19 protein-coding genes and 1 tRNA gene are annotated in these 18,755 nt (G+C 56.4%); 19 read left to right on the top strand and 1 reads right to left on the bottom strand.

The genetic code is table 11. The features are described from left to right. The first annotated feature begins 7 nt into the window (after positions 1-7). The 19 genes from IV91_RS0106215 to IV91_RS0106305 all read left to right on the top strand — a co-directional run bounded on the left by IV91_RS0106215 (position 8) and on the right by IV91_RS0106305 (position 17,462). The gene (locus tag IV91_RS0106215) at positions 8-970 is read left to right on the top strand and encodes an acetyl-CoA carboxylase carboxyltransferase subunit alpha (RefSeq protein ID WP_031596887.1); all 963 of its coding nucleotides are present in this window, start codon (positions 8-10) and stop codon (positions 968-970) included. Further along, on the top strand, positions 945-1,937 hold the full coding sequence (gene tilS / locus IV91_RS0106220) for a tRNA lysidine(34) synthetase TilS (RefSeq protein WP_051862192.1): 993 nt from the start codon (positions 945-947) through the stop codon (positions 1,935-1,937). Before IV91_RS0106215 ends, tilS begins: the two co-directional genes overlap by 26 nt. An 84-nt stretch (positions 1,938-2,021) precedes the next feature. Continuing rightward, complete coding sequence (gene ndk, locus IV91_RS0106225; protein ID WP_031596889.1) at positions 2,022-2,447, top strand: nucleoside-diphosphate kinase; 426 nt, start codon at positions 2,022-2,024, stop codon at positions 2,445-2,447. A gap of 11 nt (positions 2,448-2,458) precedes the next feature. Continuing rightward, positions 2,459-3,541 carry a dual-specificity RNA methyltransferase RlmN gene (gene rlmN, locus IV91_RS0106230; RefSeq protein ID WP_031596891.1) on the top strand — a complete coding sequence of 361 codons (1,083 nt, stop codon included), beginning with the start codon at positions 2,459-2,461 and terminating at the stop codon, positions 3,539-3,541. After that, positions 3,538-4,200, top strand: coding sequence for a helix-turn-helix domain-containing protein (locus tag IV91_RS0106235; RefSeq protein ID WP_031596892.1), 663 nt, complete (start codon positions 3,538-3,540; stop codon positions 4,198-4,200). The genes rlmN and IV91_RS0106235 overlap by 4 nt, the downstream gene beginning before the upstream one ends. Further along, the gene (ispG, locus tag IV91_RS0106240; protein WP_035417302.1) at positions 4,197-5,438 is read left to right on the top strand and encodes a flavodoxin-dependent (E)-4-hydroxy-3-methylbut-2-enyl-diphosphate synthase; all 1,242 of its coding nucleotides are present in this window, start codon (positions 4,197-4,199) and stop codon (positions 5,436-5,438) included. The genes IV91_RS0106235 and ispG overlap by 4 nt, the downstream gene beginning before the upstream one ends. Beyond that, positions 5,435-6,703, top strand: a complete 1,269-nt coding sequence (gene hisS, locus IV91_RS0106245; protein WP_031596894.1) for a histidine--tRNA ligase — start codon at positions 5,435-5,437, stop codon at positions 6,701-6,703. Before ispG ends, hisS begins: the two co-directional genes overlap by 4 nt. Positions 6,704-6,707: 4 nt before the next feature. After that, a complete protein-coding gene (locus IV91_RS0106250; RefSeq protein WP_031596895.1) occupies positions 6,708-7,340 on the top strand; it encodes a YfgM family protein in 633 nt (210 codons plus the stop codon). Continuing rightward, on the top strand, positions 7,337-8,464 hold the full coding sequence (bamB, locus tag IV91_RS15665; protein WP_031596896.1) for an outer membrane protein assembly factor BamB: 1,128 nt from the start codon (positions 7,337-7,339) through the stop codon (positions 8,462-8,464). Before IV91_RS0106250 ends, bamB begins: the two co-directional genes overlap by 4 nt. Then, positions 8,451-9,884 carry a ribosome biogenesis GTPase Der gene (gene der, locus IV91_RS0106260; RefSeq protein ID WP_031596897.1) on the top strand — a complete coding sequence of 478 codons (1,434 nt, stop codon included), beginning with the start codon at positions 8,451-8,453 and terminating at the stop codon, positions 9,882-9,884. Before bamB ends, der begins: the two co-directional genes overlap by 14 nt. 11 nt (positions 9,885-9,895) lie before the next feature. Next, positions 9,896-11,815, top strand: coding sequence for a threonine--tRNA ligase (gene thrS / locus IV91_RS0106265; RefSeq protein ID WP_031596898.1), 1,920 nt, complete (start codon positions 9,896-9,898; stop codon positions 11,813-11,815). A 62-nt stretch (positions 11,816-11,877) separates the two neighbouring features. Next, positions 11,878-12,471, top strand: coding sequence for a translation initiation factor IF-3 (infC, locus tag IV91_RS0106270; protein WP_082783237.1), 594 nt, complete (start codon positions 11,878-11,880; stop codon positions 12,469-12,471). A 92-nt stretch (positions 12,472-12,563) separates the two neighbouring features. After that, positions 12,564-12,761, top strand: coding sequence for a 50S ribosomal protein L35 (rpmI, locus tag IV91_RS0106275; protein ID WP_031596900.1), 198 nt, complete (start codon positions 12,564-12,566; stop codon positions 12,759-12,761). Between the two features lie 12 nt (positions 12,762-12,773). Then, positions 12,774-13,133, top strand: coding sequence for a 50S ribosomal protein L20 (gene rplT / locus IV91_RS0106280; protein WP_031596901.1), 360 nt, complete (start codon positions 12,774-12,776; stop codon positions 13,131-13,133). Between the two features lie 56 nt (positions 13,134-13,189). Continuing rightward, the gene (gene pheS, locus IV91_RS0106285) at positions 13,190-14,212 is read left to right on the top strand and encodes a phenylalanine--tRNA ligase subunit alpha (protein ID WP_031596903.1); all 1,023 of its coding nucleotides are present in this window, start codon (positions 13,190-13,192) and stop codon (positions 14,210-14,212) included. 10 nt (positions 14,213-14,222) lie between these two features. Beyond that, entirely contained in the window at positions 14,223-16,598 is a 2,376-nt protein-coding gene (gene pheT, locus IV91_RS0106290; protein WP_031596905.1) for a phenylalanine--tRNA ligase subunit beta, read from the top strand. 10 nt (positions 16,599-16,608) lie between these two features. Then, positions 16,609-16,914: an integration host factor subunit alpha gene (locus tag IV91_RS0106295; protein ID WP_031596908.1), complete on the top strand. Its 306-nt coding sequence runs from the start codon at positions 16,609-16,611 to the stop codon at positions 16,912-16,914. Continuing rightward, a complete protein-coding gene (locus tag IV91_RS17150; RefSeq protein WP_082783236.1) occupies positions 16,892-17,365 on the top strand; it encodes a MerR family transcriptional regulator in 474 nt (157 codons plus the stop codon). The genes IV91_RS0106295 and IV91_RS17150 overlap by 23 nt, the downstream gene beginning before the upstream one ends. Positions 17,366-17,385: 20 nt before the next feature. Beyond that, a tRNA-Pro gene (locus IV91_RS0106305) sits at positions 17,386-17,462 on the top strand. 14 nt (positions 17,463-17,476) lie between these two features. Here IV91_RS0106305 and IV91_RS0106310 read toward each other — a convergent pair. Further along, entirely contained in the window at positions 17,477-18,637 is a 1,161-nt protein-coding gene (locus IV91_RS0106310; protein WP_051862193.1) for a site-specific integrase, read from the bottom strand. Between the last annotated feature and the right edge of the window lie 118 nt (positions 18,638-18,755).

Genomic DNA, 18,755 nt, shown 5'->3' on the forward strand with positions numbered 1-18,755 from the left:
ACAGGTAATGAAAACGGTATTTCTGGAATTTGAACAACCCATTGGAGAATTGGAAGCCAAAATCGAGGAACTGCGTTTCATGCAGGAAGATTCGGCGGTGGATATCTCCCAGGAAATCGAACGGTTGCAAAAAAAGAGTCAGACCCTGACCAAGGATATCTATGCGGGCCTCAAGGCTTGGCAGGTGGCGCAGGTGGCCCGCCACAGTCAGCGCCCCTACACTCTGGATTACATTGAGGCGCTGTTTACGGGGTTCGAAGAGTTGCATGGCGACCGGAGTTTTTCCGATGATCCGGCCATCGTCTGTGGGGTGGCCCGTTTTGGTGAACGCCCTGTGGTAGTGATTGGTCATCAAAAGGGGCGCGATACCAAGGACCGCATCTACCGGAATTTTGGGCAGGCTCGCCCGGAGGGTTACCGGAAGGCACTGCGTTTGATGCGTCTGGCGGAGAAGTTCCACTTGCCGATTTTTACCTTTATCGATACGCCCGGCGCTTATCCGGGGATTGGTGCCGAGGAACGGGGGCAGTCGGAGGCCATTGGGCGTAATTTGCTGGAAATGGCGGCCCTGCAGACGCCGATCCTCTGTACGGTGATTGGGGAAGGAGGGTCGGGCGGTGCATTGGCGGTGGGGGTAGGGGATGCCACCCTGATGCTTCAGTACGGAATCTATTCGGTGATTTCTCCAGAGGGTTGTGCTGCCATCCTGTGGAAAACGCCGGAAAAAACCAGCGATGCAGCGGAAGCTCTGGGCATTACTTCCGCCCGTCTAAAATCGCTGGGTCTGGTGGATAAAGTGGTGGCAGAACCGCTGGGGGGGGCGCACCGGGATCCCGTGACCATGATGCAGAACCTGCGTCGTGCCCTGCAGGATACCTTGAAGTCCCTGGATGCCTTGACCCTGGATGAATTGTTGGCGCGACGTTATGATCGTCTCATGGGGTATGGAAAGTTCAAGGAAAACCACTGATTCCCTGTCCCAGCAGGTGTCCCGACAGTTGACCGGATTCCTGCAACCGGGGCACCGTTTGGTGGTGGCCCTGAGTGGCGGACTGGATTCGGTCGTGTTGCTGCATGTACTGCGCGGACTCCGGTCTGACCTGGACTTTCGTTTGAGTGCGGTGCACGTCAATCATCAACTTCAATCTGCCGCCAATGACTGGGCGGCGTTCTGTGCACGGTTATGCCGACAGTGGCAAATCCCCTGCGCGGAATTTGTCGTGACGGTGATCCGGCAGGGGGGGGAAAGCCTGGAGGCGGTGGCCCGTGCTCGGCGTTATGAAGTCCTTGCCCGTCAGGAGGCAGAGTGGGTGGCATTGGCCCATCACCAGGACGATCAGGCGGAAACCGTCTTGTTGCAGTTGCTGCGGGGTGCCGGACTGCCGGGGTTGCAGGCCATGCCCGCGCAGCGTTTGCTGGCCCCGGAGGGACCCTGTCTGGTGCGCCCTTTGTTGGGGGTTTCCCGCGCCGTCTTGCACCGTTACGCCGTGGCGCAGGATCTGGAATGGGTCGAGGACCCCTCCAATCGAGATCCCCGGCATGCGCGGAATTTTTTGCGCCAACGCGTGGGTCCCTTGCTGGATGAGGCTTTTCCGGCCTGGCGCGCCACGTTGAGTCGGAGTGCGCGCCATCTGGCACAGGCGCAGGCAGTCCTTGAGGACCTGTCCGCCCAGGATGGGCAGCAGGTTTCCGATGAGCAGGGTTTGAAGGTCGCGGCATTGCACTCCCTGACGGAGGCTCGTGCGCTCCATCTCCTGCGCTGGTGGATTCGGCAACAGGGGGCACCGGCCTGCTCGGAACGGCGTTTACAGGAGATTTTGCGCCAGGGCAAGGCGCGACCCGATCACCACCCGGAAATTCATTGGGCCGGTTGGACCTTGGTGCGACGTCAAGGGTACTGGAGAATTTCGCCACCAGTAGGGCGGGATTCTTCCTGATTTCTCCGGGGGGACAGTCTGCGTTTTCTTCGGGCCCATGATAGAATGTAAAGGTTTTTACCCTATACTTTTTTGGAGCCCCGCATGTCCCTCGAGAGAACCCTGTCTATTTTGAAACCAGACGCCGTTGCCAAGAACGTGATCGGTGAGATTTATTCTCGCTTTGAAAAGGCCGGTCTCAAGGTGATTGCTGCCCGTATGGCCTGGCTGTCCCAAAGTGAAGCTGAAGGTTTTTATGCCGTCCACCGCGAACGTCCTTTTTTCAAGGATCTGGTTTCGTTCATGACTTCGGGACCGGTAATGATTCAGGTATTGGAAGGTGAGAATGCGGTCCTCACCCATCGGGATCTGATGGGTGCCACCGATCCCAAAAAAGCGGCTCCAGGCACGATTCGTGCGGATTTTGCTGAAAGCATCGATGCTAATGCCGTCCATGGTTCTGATGGTGCGGAGACTGCTGCGGTTGAAATCGCTTACTTTTTCCCGTCCTCCCAGATTCATTCCCGTTGATTTGATGAACGATGACCATCAACCTGTTGGGTTTGAATCGCACTGAACTCACCCAGTTTTTAACCGGATTGGGTGAGAAGCCTTTTCGTGCCCGGCAGGTGATGCGTTGGATTCATCAGGAAGGCGTGGCAGATTTTGGTCAGATGACCGATCTGTCCAAAACGGCCCGTCAACGTTTGGCAGAACATGCCCATGTGGACGTGCCTGCCTTGGTTTCCGAGCAAACTGCCGAGGATGGAACGCGCAAGTGGGTGCTCTCACTGGGACCCGGGAATGCCATTGAAACGGTTTTCATTCCCGAAGCCCGCCGTGGGACTCTGTGCATTTCCTCACAGGTGGGTTGTGCCCTGGAATGCTCTTTCTGTTCCACCGGGCGGCAAGGATTCAATCGCAACCTGACGACGGCCGAGATCATTGGGCAGGTGTGGTGGGCCAATCAGGCTCTGGGCGCCAATGAGTCGAACGAACGGGTCATCAGCAACGTGGTTCTGATGGGCATGGGTGAACCTTTGCTCAATTATGACGCGGTGGTGACGGCCCTGGATATTTTACTGGATGATTTTGGCTACGGTTTATCACGGCGCCGTGTGACCCTGTCCACCTCCGGCGTGATTCCGGCTCTGGATCGTTTGAGCGAACGAGTTCCCGTGGCGCTGGCGGTTTCCCTCCATGCTCCCACCGATGAATTGCGCGATCAACTGGTGCCGATCAACCGGAAATATCCTCTTGCCGCTTTGATGGCAGCTTGTGGACGCTATCTGAAGACAGCGCCCCGTGATTTTATTACCTTTGAATATGTGATGCTGGCGGGGGTCAACGATTCTGACCGGCAGGCACGGCAATTGATCGATTGTGTACGAGAGGTTCCCTGTAAATTTAATCTGATTCCCTTCAACCCCTTCCCGGGGTCCGGGTATCGACGCTCTGCGCCGGACAGAATCGCCCGTTTTAGAGATATCCTCATGGCATCGGGACTGATCGTGACGGTGCGCAGGACGCGCGGGGATGACATCGATGCTGCCTGTGGCCAATTGGCAGGGAAAGTGGTGGATCGCAGTCGGCGGCACGAGAAACGCGAGGAAGAACGGATATGAATGAGGAAACGGGCGAGCAATCCAGCGTAGGTCAACGTCTTATTGCATTGCGCGAGCAGAAGGGGCTCACGCTTCAGGACATGGTGCAACGACTGCGTTTTTCTCCGCACCAGTTGCAGTTGCTGGAAGCCGGCGACTATGACGCTTTACCCGATATCATGTTTGTGCGTGCTCTGGTGCGCACCTATGCCCGTCAGTTGGGCGAACCTCCTGAAGTCTTGCTGGCCCAGCTCGAGCGGGAACGACAGGATGCACGACCCCCCCATCTCACGCCGCTGTTTTCCCCCTCTGTTCCGCCCAAAAAGCACCGAACCTGGGGCCAGGAAATTTCGACTTTCTGGAAACAGGTGCCGCGCGCGTTCTCCATGGGCGTGTTGCTGATCATGGTCATCCTGGGGGTGGCCGGCATGGTGGGTTGGAAAACCGGCGTTTTTTCGGGAAAGAATCTTCTGGAAGTGGTGACCGTGGTGCATTCCTCTGCCCCTCGATCCTCGTTTTCCAATGCGCTTCCTCCCCTGGAATCCGCTCCGGTTCTGCCTGAACCGGCGCGCCCCCTTCCCGCCGGGAACGTCTCTGAAGAAAACAGGATGCCCCTGTTGTCCGACGCCCCACCCGTGTACCCTGCACCCCTTCAGGGATCGGTGACGGAGAAGCCATGAGCCGCGGCAGTATGCAGGGGGTCATCCCGCGTCGTCATTCCCGTCCGGTTCAGGTGGGGGGGCTATGGATCGGTGGGGATGCGCCTATCGTTGTGCAATCCATGACCAATACCGATACTGCGGATTTTGAGGCGACCCTTCACCAGATTCAGGCCCTGGCCCAGGCGGGTTCGGAATTGGTACGGGTGACTGTGAATACGGCGGAAGCCGCCCGTCAGGTCCCTGAATTGCGCCAGGCCCTCGACCGGTCGGGGTATGACGTTCCTCTGGTGGGAGACTTCCACTTCAACGGACATAAATTGTTGAGCGAATTTCCCCACTGTGCCCGGGCACTGGCTAAATACCGCATCAATCCTGGCAATGTCGGGCAGGGCTCCCGACGCGACGAACAGTTTGCACGTTTGATCGAACTTGCGCGATCCTACGATAAACCAATTCGGATTGGCGTGAACTGGGGTAGCCTGGACCCTCAGGTCATGGCCCGTTGCATGGATGAAAACGCCCGTTTGGCGGAGCCCCATCCGGTTTCCTGGGTCATGCGTCAGGCGCTGGTGACTTCGGCGCTGGAAAGTGCTGCACAGGCGGTGGATTGGGGGTTGGCACCCGAGCGCATCACCCTGTCCTGCAAAGTGAGTGGAGTGCAGGATCTGATTGCCGTTTATCGGGATCTGGCCCGGCAGTGTGACTACCCGTTGCATCTCGGTTTGACGGAGGCCGGCCTGGGGAGCAAGGGGATCGTGGCGTCCACGGCAGCTATGGCCGTGCTGCTACAGGAAGGGATTGGGGATACCCTGAGGGTGTCATTGACGCCGGAGCCCGGCGGTGATCGTACCCTGGAAGTGCGGGTGGCCCAGGAAATTCTTCAGACTCAGGGATTACGCGCCTTTACGCCGCAGGTGATAGCCTGTCCCGGATGTGGGCGAACCACCAGCACCTATTTCCAGTCCCTGGCTCAACAAATCGAGGGTTACCTGCGCCGTCAAATGCCTCTTTGGCGACATCGATATCCTGGGGTGGAGCATCTGCAGGTGGCAGTGATGGGCTGTGTGGTCAATGGTCCCGGCGAAAGCAAGTTGGCCAATATTGGCATCAGTCTTCCCGGTTCGGGCGAGCGTCCGGTGGCCCCCGTCTACGTGGACGGAGAAAAGACCGTAACGCTCAAGGGCGAGCGGATTGCAGAAGAATTTCAAGCGCTGGTGGAAACTTATGTGGCCCGGCGTTACGGAGTGGGAACATGAAAGGTGAACAATTTCAGGCCGTCCGGGGGATGAACGATGTCATCCCCGGGGTGAGCGAGCAGTGGGCATTTCTCGAGGAAGAAATTCGTCAGTGGTTGCGTGCTTACGCTTATCGGGAAGTCCGGTTTCCTGTGGTGGAACCCACTGCTCTCTTCGTTCGTTCCATTGGGACGGCGACGGATATCGTGGAAAAAGAGATGTACAGTTTCGTGGATTCACTCAATGGGGAAGCCTTGACCTTGCGGCCCGAAGGAACGGCTTCCTGCGCCCGACTGGTCATACAACATCATCTGTTGTATGACGGACCTCAACGACTTTGGTACATGGGCCCCATGTTTCGCCATGAACGTCCCCAGAAAGGACGTTACCGGCAGTTTCATCAATGTGGCGTGGAAGCGATGGGCTTTGCCGGCCCCGAGGTGGATGCCGAACTGATCCTCATGACTGCCCGGTTATGGCAGCGTCTGGGGCTGAAAGAGGTTTTCCTGCATCTCAATACCATTGGTTCCAGCGCTACTCGGGCGCGTTATCGTACGCGTTTGCAAACCTATTTTTCGGCCCACACGGACCGCCTGGACGAGGACTCACGGCGTCGTCTCGGTACCAATCCCTTGCGTATTCTGGACAGCAAGAATCCGGCCATGACCGACCTGATCGAGAATGCTCCCCGTCTCATGGACGATCTGGACGAGGAATCCCGTATTCATTTCGAGAAATTGCAAAGGTTGTTGCAGCAGAATGGCGTGGAATATCAAATCGATACGCGCTTGGTGCGCGGATTGGACTATTACAATGCCACGGTGTTTGAATGGATGACTCCCTTGCTGGGGGCACAGAGCACCATTTGCGGTGGGGGACGGTACGACGGACTGCTGGAGCAGTTGGGCGGGAAGCCCGCTCCGGCCTGTGGTTTTGCCCTTGGAATGGAGCGGCTCCTGGCGTTGCTGGAACAGCAACCGCATTGGGCACAGCGGTTCGGGGCCCATCCTGAGGTGTATGTCATGCACCAGCACCAGGAAGCCTGGGCTCTATGCGTGGCCGAGACATTGCGTTCCTCCGGGCTGGCCGTGCACTTTCACGCGGGGGGAGGAACTTTCAAGTCCCAGATCAAACGTGCCGATGCCAGTGGTGCGGGTTGGGCCATCATTCTGGGCGAAGAGGAGGCAGCACACCAGAAGGTTTCGCTCAAACCGCTCCGTGGTCAGGGTGACCAGTTGACACTGGATGTCATGGAAGCGATCCAACAAATCAAGTCGAGTGAGTGAAGCCATGTACGATCTAGAAGAACAGGAACAAATCGATTCCCTGAAAGCCTGGTGGCGTCAGTTTGGCAAGTGGGTGATGGCGGGAACCGTGGCAGCTTTGCTGGGGGTGGGCGGATACAATGGCTGGCTCTGGTATGGACAACGGCAGGAAGCAGAAGCCGGACGTGCTTTTGAAGCCGTACGGGTAGCTGCCCGCACGGGGGAGGTTGCCCCCACGCTGGGAGCCGCCCGCGCATTGCAGTCTCAGCAGCCCGACAGTGCACTGGCCACCCGGGGCGCTTTGATTGCCGCTGCGATTTGCCACGCCCATGGCAAGGACGGGGATGCCCAGGGGGAGTTGGAATGGGTCATCGAGCATTCTCGGGAACTGGCACTGGTTGACCTGGCCCGGTATCGTCTGGCGGGTCTGCTGGCTGACCAGAAAAAATTCGAACAGGCCTTGCGTTTGTTGGACGATAATCGTGCTCCGGACTTTGCGGCACTGACTCTGGATCTGCGTGGCGATATCCTGTTGGCCTTGAACCGGTTGGCCGAGGCCCGTGCTGCCTATGGAAGCGCCATGGAAAAATCGCAGCCAATGAATGCATTGCATCAACTGGCACAAAACAAATGGGAAGCCCTGGGAGGGGGACGATGAAGAAAATCCAATGGCTGGGCATTGCCCTGGCTGCTCTGAGCGCCGGTTGTGCGGACAAGTTGCCCATCACCTCCATGCTGCCTCTGAAACCCACGGTGGAGGTGGAGGTGGACTGGAAACTTTCCCTGGGTGAAACGGAAGAGGGTTTTCTGGTGCCACTTTTGCACGATCACATGCTCTATGTAGCCGGAGAGAAGGGTGAATTGAGGGCAGTGGACCCGGAGAACGGGAAAACCCAGTGGGATCTGAAAACCGGTGAATCCTTTGCGTCGGGTATTGGCGTGGGAGAGCACGAGATTTTGTTGAGCAACAAGAAGGGAGAAGTGCTGGCCTGGTTGCCCACAGGGCAGTTTTTATGGCGCACCTCCATTGACAGCGAATTGCTGGCTGCCCCGCAAGGAGCCGATGGCATGGTGGTGGTGCGGACGGCAGAAGGCAAAGTGATGGGGCTGAGTGAAGCGGAGGGCAAGGTTCTGTGGACCCAGGCCCGTCCCATGCCGGCCCTGGTATTGCGGGGTGTGGGCGGGATGACCCTGGGGCATGGCGTGGCGCTGGTCAGCATGCCGGGGGGAAAGTTGATGTCTTTAAACCTGTCCGACGGCACCATTCAGTGGGAGTCGTTGGTTTCTTCACCCCATGGGGCAACGGAGCTGGAACGGATGAATGATGTGTTGGGAGACCCCCTGGTGGGCGATGGTATGGTATGTACGGCCAGTTATCAGGGACGGGCCGCGTGCCTGGACAGCGAACATGGCCAGTTGGTCTGGTCCCGAGATGTGAATGCTTTGGGTCCCGTGGTCGAAGCGGGCTCCCAGTTGGTGCTAACGACGGCTAAATCCGATGTTATGGCGCTGGATCGCAGTTCTGGAGGAGTGATGTGGAAAATGAGTGATCTTGAGGGACGTTATCTGTCTCCGCCCACCGTGACGGCTTCCTATGTCGTGCTGGGAGATGCGGAGGGCGTGGTGCATTTCATCAGTCGGGAGAATGGCGCCGAGGTAGGACGATTGGCCACTGACAAGACCCCCATCGTTCAGGCTCCCGTTTATCTGGGGAATGAGCGGGTACTGGTGGTGAATCGTACGGGTAAAATGTTTGCGTTGACAGCCCATGCAACCCATTGATTTTCGCCCCCTGACCACCGTGGTTATCGTGGGACGACCCAATGTGGGTAAGTCCACCCTGTTCAATCGTCTGACCCGCAGTCGGGATGCCCTGGTGGCGGATCTGCCGGGTTTGACCCGGGATCGTCACTATGGACGTGCCCTATGGGAAGAACGACCCTATCTGGTCATCGATACAGGGGGCTTCGAACCCGTGGCAAAGGACGGTATCCTGCGCGAAATGGCGCGCCAGACGGAGCAGGCGCTGGATGAGGCGGATCGGGTCATTTTTTTGACCGATGGACGCAGCGGGTTGACTCCCGGGGATCGCACCATTGCCGAACGCCTGCGCCAAAGGGGGAAACACGTGACCCTGGCGGTGAACAAGGTGGAAGGTATGGCGCGCGCCGTTGTTACCGCCGAATTTCATGAACTGGGGTTGGGCGATCCCTTGGCCATCTCCTCTTCCCATGGTGAAGGGATCGGGGATCTCATGGACGAGGTTTTGGGAGGGATTCCGGTTCCCGAATCCTCCACTTCTTCCGAGAAACGTCCGGATCGTCCGCGCATCGCCATTGTGGGACGGCCCAATGTAGGGAAATCCACCCTCGTTAATCGATTGCTGGGAGAAGAGAGAGTCATTGCCTTTGACCAACCGGGCACGACACGGGACAGCATCGAGGTGGATTTTGAGGAAAACGGACGGCTTTATACCCTGATCGATACTGCGGGGTTGCGCCGCCGGGGCAAGGTCTTTGAGGCCGTGGAAAAGTTTTCTGTGTTCAAGACCATGCAGTCCATCGAGGAAGCCAATGTCGTGGTTCTGACCCTGGATGCGCGCCAGGACATCTCGGATCAGGATGCACATATTGCGGGACATGTGCTGACCACAGGGCGAGCGGTGGTATTGGCGGTGAATAAATGGGAGGGACTGGATGCTCATCGGCGCGACAGGCTGCGCCAGGATATTGCGCGCAAATTGGGTTTCCTTGATTTTGCCCACCATCTGTTCATTTCTGCGCTGGACGGATTGGGGGTCAATGGGTTGTTGCCGGCGGTGGATGCCGCCTACCAGGCCGCCATGGCTCGTTTGCCTACGCCACGCCTGACCCGTACGCTAATGGCGGCAGTGCAAAAGCACCAACCTGCCAAGGCGGGGCCGTTTCGTCCGAAACTGCGTTATGCCCACCAGGGGGGGCATAATCCGCCCATCGTGGTGATCCATGGATCTGCGGTTGCTCATATCCAGGATAACTATCGTCGTTACCTGGAAAATACTTTTCGGGAAGCCTTTGAATTGCGTGGGACTCCACTGCGGGTCGAGTTTCGGCAGGGAAATAACCCCTTTGCGGATCGCAAACCCAAGCCCCTGACCGAATCCGAGGAAAACAGCCTGCGCCGTCAACGGCGGCGTGGACGTAAATTATTTGGGAAACGTTGAAAGGAAAAACCGTGATTACGATACAACTGCCTGATGGTTCCCAGCGTACCTTCCCGACTCCCTTGACCGTGGCGGAAGTGGCCAAAAGCATTGGGTCAGGGCTGGCCAAGGCGGCCCTGGCCGGCAAGGTGGACGGACGTCTGGTGGATACCTCGACCTTGATCGAACAGGACGTCACCCTGGCATTGGTGACGGCAAAAGATCCGGAGGGGGTGGATATTCTGCGTCATTCCACTGCCCATCTACTGGCGCATGCTGTCAAGGAACTCTATCCTGAAGCGCAGGTGACCATCGGTCCGGTGATCGAGAATGGGTTTTATTATGATTTCTCCTATCTGCGTCCCTTTACGCCGGAGGATCTCGAGCGTATTGAAAAGCGCATGGAAGAGATTGTGCGCCGGGATCTGCCCGTACAACGGGAACTGATGGCACGGGGCGAGGCGGTTCGATTTTTTGAAGAACTGGGAGAAAAATACAAGGCAGAGATCATTGCGGCCATTCCCACGGATGAGCCCATTTCCCTCTACCGACAGGACAATTTTGTTGATTTGTGTCGCGGTCCCCATGTGCCTTCCACGGGTAAACTCAAGGTATTCAAATTGACCCGTGTGGCTGGTGCGTATTGGCGGGGAGATGCAAAGAATGAAATGCTGACCCGGGTATACGGAACGGCCTGGGCAACCCGTGAGGATCAGGAGACCTATCTGCATCGACTGGCAGAAGCCGAACGACGGGATCATCGGCGCCTGGGTCGGGAACTGGACTTGTTTCACCTGCAGGAAGAGGCACCGGGAATGATCTTCTGGCATCCCAAGGGGTGGGCCCTGTGGCAGGAGATCGAGCAGTATATGCGCCGTATCTACCGGGAAAATGGGTATCAGGAGGTACGTTGTCCGCAGATCCTGGATCGGGCCCTGTGGGAAAAATCAGGACATTGGGGGCATTTTCAGCAAAATATGTTTACCACCCTGTCAGAAGAGCGGGAATTTGCCATCAAGCCGATGAACTGTCCGGGGCATGTCCAGATTTTTAATCAGGGGGTGCGTAGTTACCGGGAATTGCCGGTTCGTTATGGAGAATTCGGTTCCTGTCACCGCAATGAACCCTCGGGTGCCTTGCATGGCGTCATGCGGGTGCGCGGGTTCACTCAGGATGACGGACATATTTTTTGTACCGAGGATCAGATACTGGAAGAAGTATCCGCCTTCATCCAGTTGTTGCGCCGGGTTTATGCGGATTTTGGATTCACTGAAATCCAGTACAAATTGGCGACCCGGCCCACTTCGCGGGTGGGCTCCGAAGCCATTTGGGATAAAGCGGAAGATGCACTGCGCACTGCGCTGGAGCATAACGCAGTGGATTTTCAAACCCTGCCCGGGGAAGGGGCCTTCTATGGTCCCAAGATCGAATTTCATTTGAGCGACAGTCTGGGGCGTACCTGGCAGTGTGGTACCATCCAGGCAGATTTTTCCATGCCGGAACGGTTGGGCGCGACCTTTGTGGCAGCCGACAACAGCCGTCAGACCCCTGTCATGTTGCATCGTGCCATTCTGGGTTCTCTGGAACGGTTCATAGGAATTTTGATCGAGCACTATGCGGGGGCTCTACCCCTGTGGTTGTCACCTGTACAGGCCGTGGTGGCAAATATCAGCGAAGCCCAGCGGGGAGCTGTGGAAAATGTGGCACAGCAATTGCGCGAAGAAGGGGTGCGGGTGGAGATGGACTTGCGTAATGAGAAAATCAGTTATAAAATACGGACGCACAGTTTACAGAAGATCCCTTATCAACTGGTGATGGGAGATCGGGAAGTTGAATCTGGTCAGGTGTCGGTGCGCTTACGGGGAGGAAAAGACCTGGGCGCACAGCCTGTGGAAGTTGTCGTGTCCCGCATGAAGGCTGAAATTCTGGCCAAGAGCGAACTCACTGACTGAAGTGGAAGGATTGGGATCAAGATCGGGTCAGGTCTTGGTCAATTATTGTTTTTTTGGGAGAAATGGCGATCGCTCAGGATAAGGAAGTCCGGATCAACGGGGAAATCACCGTCGCAGAAGTGCGGTTGGTGGGGGTAGATGGAGAACAACTGGGGATCATGCGTCTGAATGACGCATTGCGTCAGGCGGAAGAAACTGACGTTGATCTGGTGGAAATTGCCCCGACGGCAAACCCACCGGTCTGTCGCCTGATGGATTTTGGCAAGTTCAAGTATCGTGAAAGCAAGCGACAGCACGAAGCCAAGGTCAAACAGAAACAGATTCAAGTCAAGGAAATCAAATTCCGTCCCGGTACTGATGATGGAGATTACGCCATCAAGGTGCGCAACCTGATTCGCTTTTTGTCCGAGGGTGACAAAACCAAGGTGACCTTGCGGTTTCGCGGTCGCGAGATGACGCACCAGGAATTGGGATACAACCTGCTTAAACGGGTAGAAGCCGATCTGGCAGCCCATGGAGTCGTGGAGCAGTTTCCCAAGATGGAAGGGCGTCAGATGGTAATGGTGCTGGCCCCCCGCAAAAAGGCTGAAGTAGTCGCCAAAGCCGGCAAGGAAAATAATAAAGTCGAAGCTACGTCGACGGAAGTAGATGCGTAGCAAGCAGTGCCCACAAGGCGCGGCGGGTCATCAAGTATCAGGCGCGTAGCCTGTTCACCCGACGCGGATTACTATAACGATTGGAGCTTTCCATGCCCAAAATGAAAACCAAAAGCGGAGCTGCAAAACGCTTCCGCGTGCGAGGGAGTGGCAGTATCAAGCGCTCTCAGGCATTCAAACGCCACATCCTGACCAAAAAAACCACCAAGACAAAGCGTCAATTGCGTGGGACGGCAGAAATTCATTCCACCAACATGGGCTCGGTCAAAGCCATGTTGCCCTACGCTTAAGGAGAACCGTCCATGCCACGAGTTAAACGGGGAGTAACGGCCCACGCACGTCACAAGAAAATTCTGGATCAGGCCAAGGGGTACCGCGGTCGGCGCAAGAATGTCTATCGGATTGCCAAAGAAGCGGTGATGAAGGCCGGACAGTATGCCTATCGGGATCGCCGGCGCCGCAAGCGTGATTTTCGTGTTTTGTGGATTGCCCGGATCAATGCGGCAGCACGGGAATGCGGCATGACCTACAGCGTATTCATGAATGGTCTGAAGAAAGCCTGTATCGAGATCGATCGTAAGGTGTTGGCCGATCTGGCGGTTTTCGACAAACCGGCTTTTAGCCAAATGGTGGAAACGGCTCGTACCGTTTTGTCTGCCTGACGTTGAATCCAACCCCCGGGGTTCTCCCCGGGGGTTTTTCTATTCCGGGATCGTTCATGCAAGTTTTGATGTCATTGCAGGAGGAGGCGCTGGCCCTTTTTGCCCGTCTCGACACCCCCCATGCGCTGGAAGAAGCCAAGGCCCGTTATTTAGGTAAAACCGGTGCGTTGACGGAACGCCTCAAGGGATTGAGCGTGCTTCCTCACGAAGAACGCAAGTCTGCGGGGGCTGCGATCAATCAGGTCAAAGGTATACTGGAAAGGGCGTTGCAGCAACGCCGCGAGGCGCTGGTACAAGCCCAGCAGGAACGGGAATTGCGTGCCTCGGCTCTGGATGTGACACTGCCGGGACGGCAACACGGAAGGGGAGCGACTCATCCGGTGACACGTACCCTTGAGCGCATCGAAACCTTGTTTCGAAGTCTTGGCTTCGAGGTGGCAGAGGGACCGGAAGTTGAAAGCGACGACTATAACTTTACTGCGCTCAATATCCCTGCCGATCATCCGGCGCGGGCCATGCACGATACCTTCTATTTGGCACCGGGGGTGGTGTTGCGAACCCATACTTCTCCCGTTCAGGTTCGTTATCTGAAATCCCATGGGTTGCCGGTGCGTATCATTGCTCCAGGGCGAGTGTTTCGCTGTGATTCCGATGTCACTCATACCCCCATGTTTCACCAGGTGGAAGGGCTCTGGGTTGCGGAAGAAGGGGTTTCTCTGGCAGCCCTCAAAGGATTGCTGAGTGAGTTCATGCGCCATTTCTTTGAACAGGAAGACTTGCCCACTCGTTTCCGTCCTTCGTTTTTCCCTTTTACCGAACCTTCGGCTGAAATGGATATCGGCTGCGTCATCTGTCAGGGTCACGGATGCCGGGTATGCAGTCATACAGGGTGGCTGGAGGTGCTGGGGTGCGGGTTGGTTCATCCCAATGTTCTGGAACCCTTGGGGATCGACAGCGAGCGGTATGTGGGACTGGCCTTTGGTCTGGGCGTCGAACGCCTGGCCATGATCCGGTACGGGGTGGATGACTTGCGTACTTTTTACGAGAACGATCTGCGTTTTCTGAAGCACTTTCAATAGGAGATGCGCGGTGAAATTTTCTGAAGCATGGCTGAGAACCTGGGTAGATCCAGACCTCGATGCCGCCGAGTTGGCCCATGTCCTGACCATGGGGGGGCTGGAAGTGGAAGCCCTGAGCCCCTGCGCGCCTCCTTTTGATCAAGTGGTAGTGGGCCAGATTCTGACGGTAGAGAAGCATCCTCAGGCCGATCGGCTGAATTGTCTGACGGTGGACGTGGGCACTTCTGAGCCCCTGCCCATCGTTTGTGGTGCACCCAATGTAGCGGTGGGGATGAAAGCCCCTTGTGCTCTGGTGGGTGCGGTCCTTCCCGGCGATTTGACCATCAAGGCGGCCAAGGTGCGGGGAATCGAATCCCAGGGCATGATGTGTTCGGCTCGGGAATTGGGTTTGAACGAAGAAAGCGAGGGCTTGCTTGCGCTCGATGCGCAGGCCCCGGTGGGACAATCCCTTCGTGTCTGGCTGGATCTGGATGATCAGCAATTTACCCTCAAACTAACTCCCAACCGGGCAGATTGTTTGAGTATGCGGGGGGTGGCCAGAGAAGTGGCCGCATTGACTCAATGTTCGCTCACGCCCCCAATTTTCATTTCCAGAGAGGCAAATCCCGAATTTGGTACGCGTACCGTCCAGATTGATGCAAGGGAAGGATGCGCACGCTATGGTGGACGGGTGATCCATCTCGAACAGCCAGACCAGCCCACCCCGGACTGGATGGTGCGTCGTCTGGAACGCGCTGGCCTGCGTGCCAAGGCGCTGGTGGTGGATGTGACCAACTACGTCATGCTGGAATTGGGACAACCCCTTCATGCCTTTGCCGATGCTGCACTGACCGGAAATCTCACCGTGCGTTGGGCGCGGGAAGGAGAATCCCTCACCGTACTTTCCGGCCAAACTCTTGCATTGACTGCGGATCTATTGGTGGTAGCCGATGAAGCGGGGCCCCAGGCTCTGGCAGGACTCATGGGGGGGCAGAATTCTGCAGTTTCTGCACAAACCCAGGACATTTTTCTCGAGGCGGCCTGGTTTTCTCCCGGGGCACTGGCAGGGCGTGCCCGTCGCCTGGGGTTGGCCTCAGAAGCCGCTTTCCGGTTTGAACGGGGCGTAGATGCCAGTCTTACCCAGGAAGCCCTGGAACGGGCTACCCAACTGTTGTTGGACTATGCCGGCGGAGGGCAGGCGGGTCCCATTCTCGATCTCGTTCACCCCGAAAAGTTGCCCCGGCGACTTCCGGTGCGGGTTCGTCCTGATCGTGTGCGCCGTTTATTGGGCTTTGAAGTCGCGGTGGACACGATGCGACAAATCCTGACCCGGTTAGGCGTTGGCCTGGAAGGAAACGATGTGGGTTGGACCGCTACGGCACCTACCTGGCGCGTGGATCTGGAACGGGAAGTGGATTACGTGGAAGAAATAGCCCGCTGTGTGGGCTACGACCAGATCCCGATGCAGGTGCCCAGGGCGCCTTTGAGGGCAATCCACCTGCCGGAACGTGAACGCTCCCGGCAGACTGTCGCCCAGCGTTTGCAGGCGCGCGGATTTCAAGAGGTCATCACCTACAGTTTTGTTCCGCCAGAAGGGGAGCAGCGTCTGGCCATGCAACCCTCGATCCTCAATTTGCTCAATCCCCTGTCGCAGGATCTGGCCGTCATGCGTTCCACCTTGTCGGTGGGCTTGATGGAAACCCTGGTATTCAACCTCAAACGCAAACAGGAACAGGTGCGGATTTTTGAGTGGGGACGGTGTTTTCTTCCTGCCCGGGATACGGACGGTCTTTGCGCTCAGCCCTTGCGTTTAGGTGGTTTGTGGTACGGAACCCGTTTTCCTGAACAGTGGGGGATCGAGAGCGAGTCCGCCGACTTTTTCGATCTCAAGGGGGTTGTGGAAGAACTTCTGCCGTCTGGCGCAAGTTTCGTTTCAACCCAACATCCTGCCTTGCATCCCGGACGTTCTGCCGAGGTTTGGTGGAATGGGCAAAGTATCGGGTGGTTGGGGGAGTTACACCCCCGCTTGGGTCCCTCCTATGACCTTTCCCGCATGCCTTTGTTGTTTGAGTTAGAATGGATCCCCTTGACCCGGGAATCATGGCCCGAGTATGGTCCTACACCGCGTTTTCAGCCTGTACGGCGTGATCTGGCCTTGGTGGTGGAAGAAAGTATCCCGGCCATGACTCTGTGGGATGCCCTGCGTGCAGCGGCTCCGAAAAATGTGGCAGACATCCTGTTGTTCGATGTTTATCAAGGGGCTGGAGTGGAGGAAGGAAAGAAAAGTTTGGCATTTTGTGTGAAAATCCAAGATACGGAACGCTCTTCCACCGAAGGGGAATTGGAGCAGATTTGCCAGGAATTGATAGGGGTCGCAGAACGACGTTTCGGTGCGGTCTTGAGATAGGGAGCAGGATATGACATTGACCAAAGCAGAACTCGCAGAACAGTTGTTTGAGCGGGTGGGTTTGAACAAACGGGAAGCCAAAGCGTTTGTGGAGTCCTTCTTTGAAGAAATCCGTCTCTCACTGGAAGCGGGTAAGGAAGTAAAACTTTCGGGTTTCGGTAACTTTCAGGTACGCACCAAACCCCAGCGACCGGGACGCAATCCCAAGACCGGCGAAGAGATTCCGATTACTGCGCGGCGCGTGGTGACTTTTCACGCCAGCCAGAAATTGAAGTCCATGGTAGAGGAACGCCGTGGTAAGGCTTCAGCGCGCTGAACGCGATCTTCCGCCCATCCCTCCCAAGCATTACTTTACCATTGGGGAGGTGAGCCAGTTATGCGATATCAAACCCCATGTCCTGCGTTACTGGGAACAGGAGTTTCTGCAACTTCGCCAGGTCAAACGGCGTGGGAATCGCCGCTATTATCAGCCCCGTGAAGTGGAACTGATCCGGCATATCCGTTCTTTGCTCTATGAACGAGGTTTTACCATCACGGGTGCGCGTCATGAACTGTCTCAACTGGGGAAAGATGGGCGGCAGTCGGTTTCCCGTCTCCCTGAGGAAAAAGAAGTCACTCCCTCTGAAGAAATGAATACCCCCCAGACATTGGTTCCAGATCACCCTGATGAACCGAGTCTTTGTGAAGTCCCTTTCATTCATAAAATGCTCATGGGCGAAACACTGCGCGCGGAATTGAACGAAATCCTACTTCTCCTTTCGCGCTGACTGTGTCATAATAACAAACTCGGGGCGTAGCGCAGCCTGGTAGCGTACCTGCATGGGGTGCAGGTGGTCGGAGGTTCGAATCCTCTCGCCCCGACCAGTCAAATCAGATAGTTATAGCAGTGTTTTGGTTTTTTGTGGCGCTGCTGTGGCTATGGGATCAAAGGCTGTGTCGATTTTTGCGCGTTCTGCGCTCTTGTCAGCACCGTCAATCCATCGTGAATAAGTGGTAAGGAGCATGGCCATCGTCGCGTGGCCGAGTTGCTTTGCTACCCACATTGGGTTTGCGCCAGCCATCAGATTCAGCGTGGCATAGGTGTGCCGAGTCTGGTAAAAATTCCTCTCGCGCAAGCCCAGCGCTTTTAATGTCGGGTTCCAGTACGCCCGGCGTAGCGGTCTTTCTTCTGAATACGGTTCGCCCGTCACCGGATTGTTGAACACATAGCCGCCCTTCAAAAACGTCCATTCTTTTTGCCGAGTCAATGCGGCCAGCGCACGAGCGTTCAATTCCACGTCACGCACTTTGAATGTCTTGGTTTCGTGTTCCTCGCCAAACGTGCGCGCACGTTTCACCCGCACCAATCCGCGCTTAAAATCCACCTCACCCCATCGTAACGAGATTGTTTCAGATGGCCGCAGACCTGTAAAAATGGCAAACTCGAAAATGTTTACGATCTGCACATCATATTTTTGCATGTGTGCAAGCACGAAATCAACCTCATCTGGGGTCAGTGGGTCTGGCGGCTCCTTCTGGACTTTGGCGTTGCGGATACGCCCTGCTGGATTGGACTGGATTGTCCCATCCAGGTATGCCATTTCCAAAACCTGGCGCAGAGGGATCAAGATGTTGTTGCGGTTTTTGGGGCCCCATCCTTGTGAGTTGGCCAAGGCGGCAATAGTTGAATACTTGATCTGATCTATCGGCGTTTCTCCAATCTTGCCAAGCCAAAATTCCAGTGCTTGGCGGTATTTGATCAGAGTTCCGTTGGATAGGTGGCTGGATACGGCCAGCCATTTTTGTGAAACTGTTCTGAATGTGTCGGGCTGTAGTTTCTCGGGTGATGATCTGGCGATCCGCGACGTTGGGAAGTGTGATGTATACTGCTCAAGAGTATACGTTCCGAGAGCGATGGCACGCTCAATTTCCGCCTTCAGGCGTTCTGCGTACCTGATATTCGATGCCGTCGGGGGGATTTTGATTGTTGGCCGGTAGCGTTCGCCGTTCCAATAGAAGGTGATTTGTAACCCTTTGCCGTGTGACTTGATTCCACCCATTGTAAATACGCCTCAACGATAAAATGTATACGTCCGTCAGGTGACTTGATGTAATGGACGCCTTCGGCAAACTCGCCGCGAGCTATTTTAGACCGCAATGCGTCCTCAGTATAGCCGG

This window comes from Ferrovum myxofaciens (assembly GCF_000735045.1).
Lineage (GTDB): Bacteria > Pseudomonadota > Gammaproteobacteria > Burkholderiales > Ferrovaceae > Ferrovum > Ferrovum myxofaciens.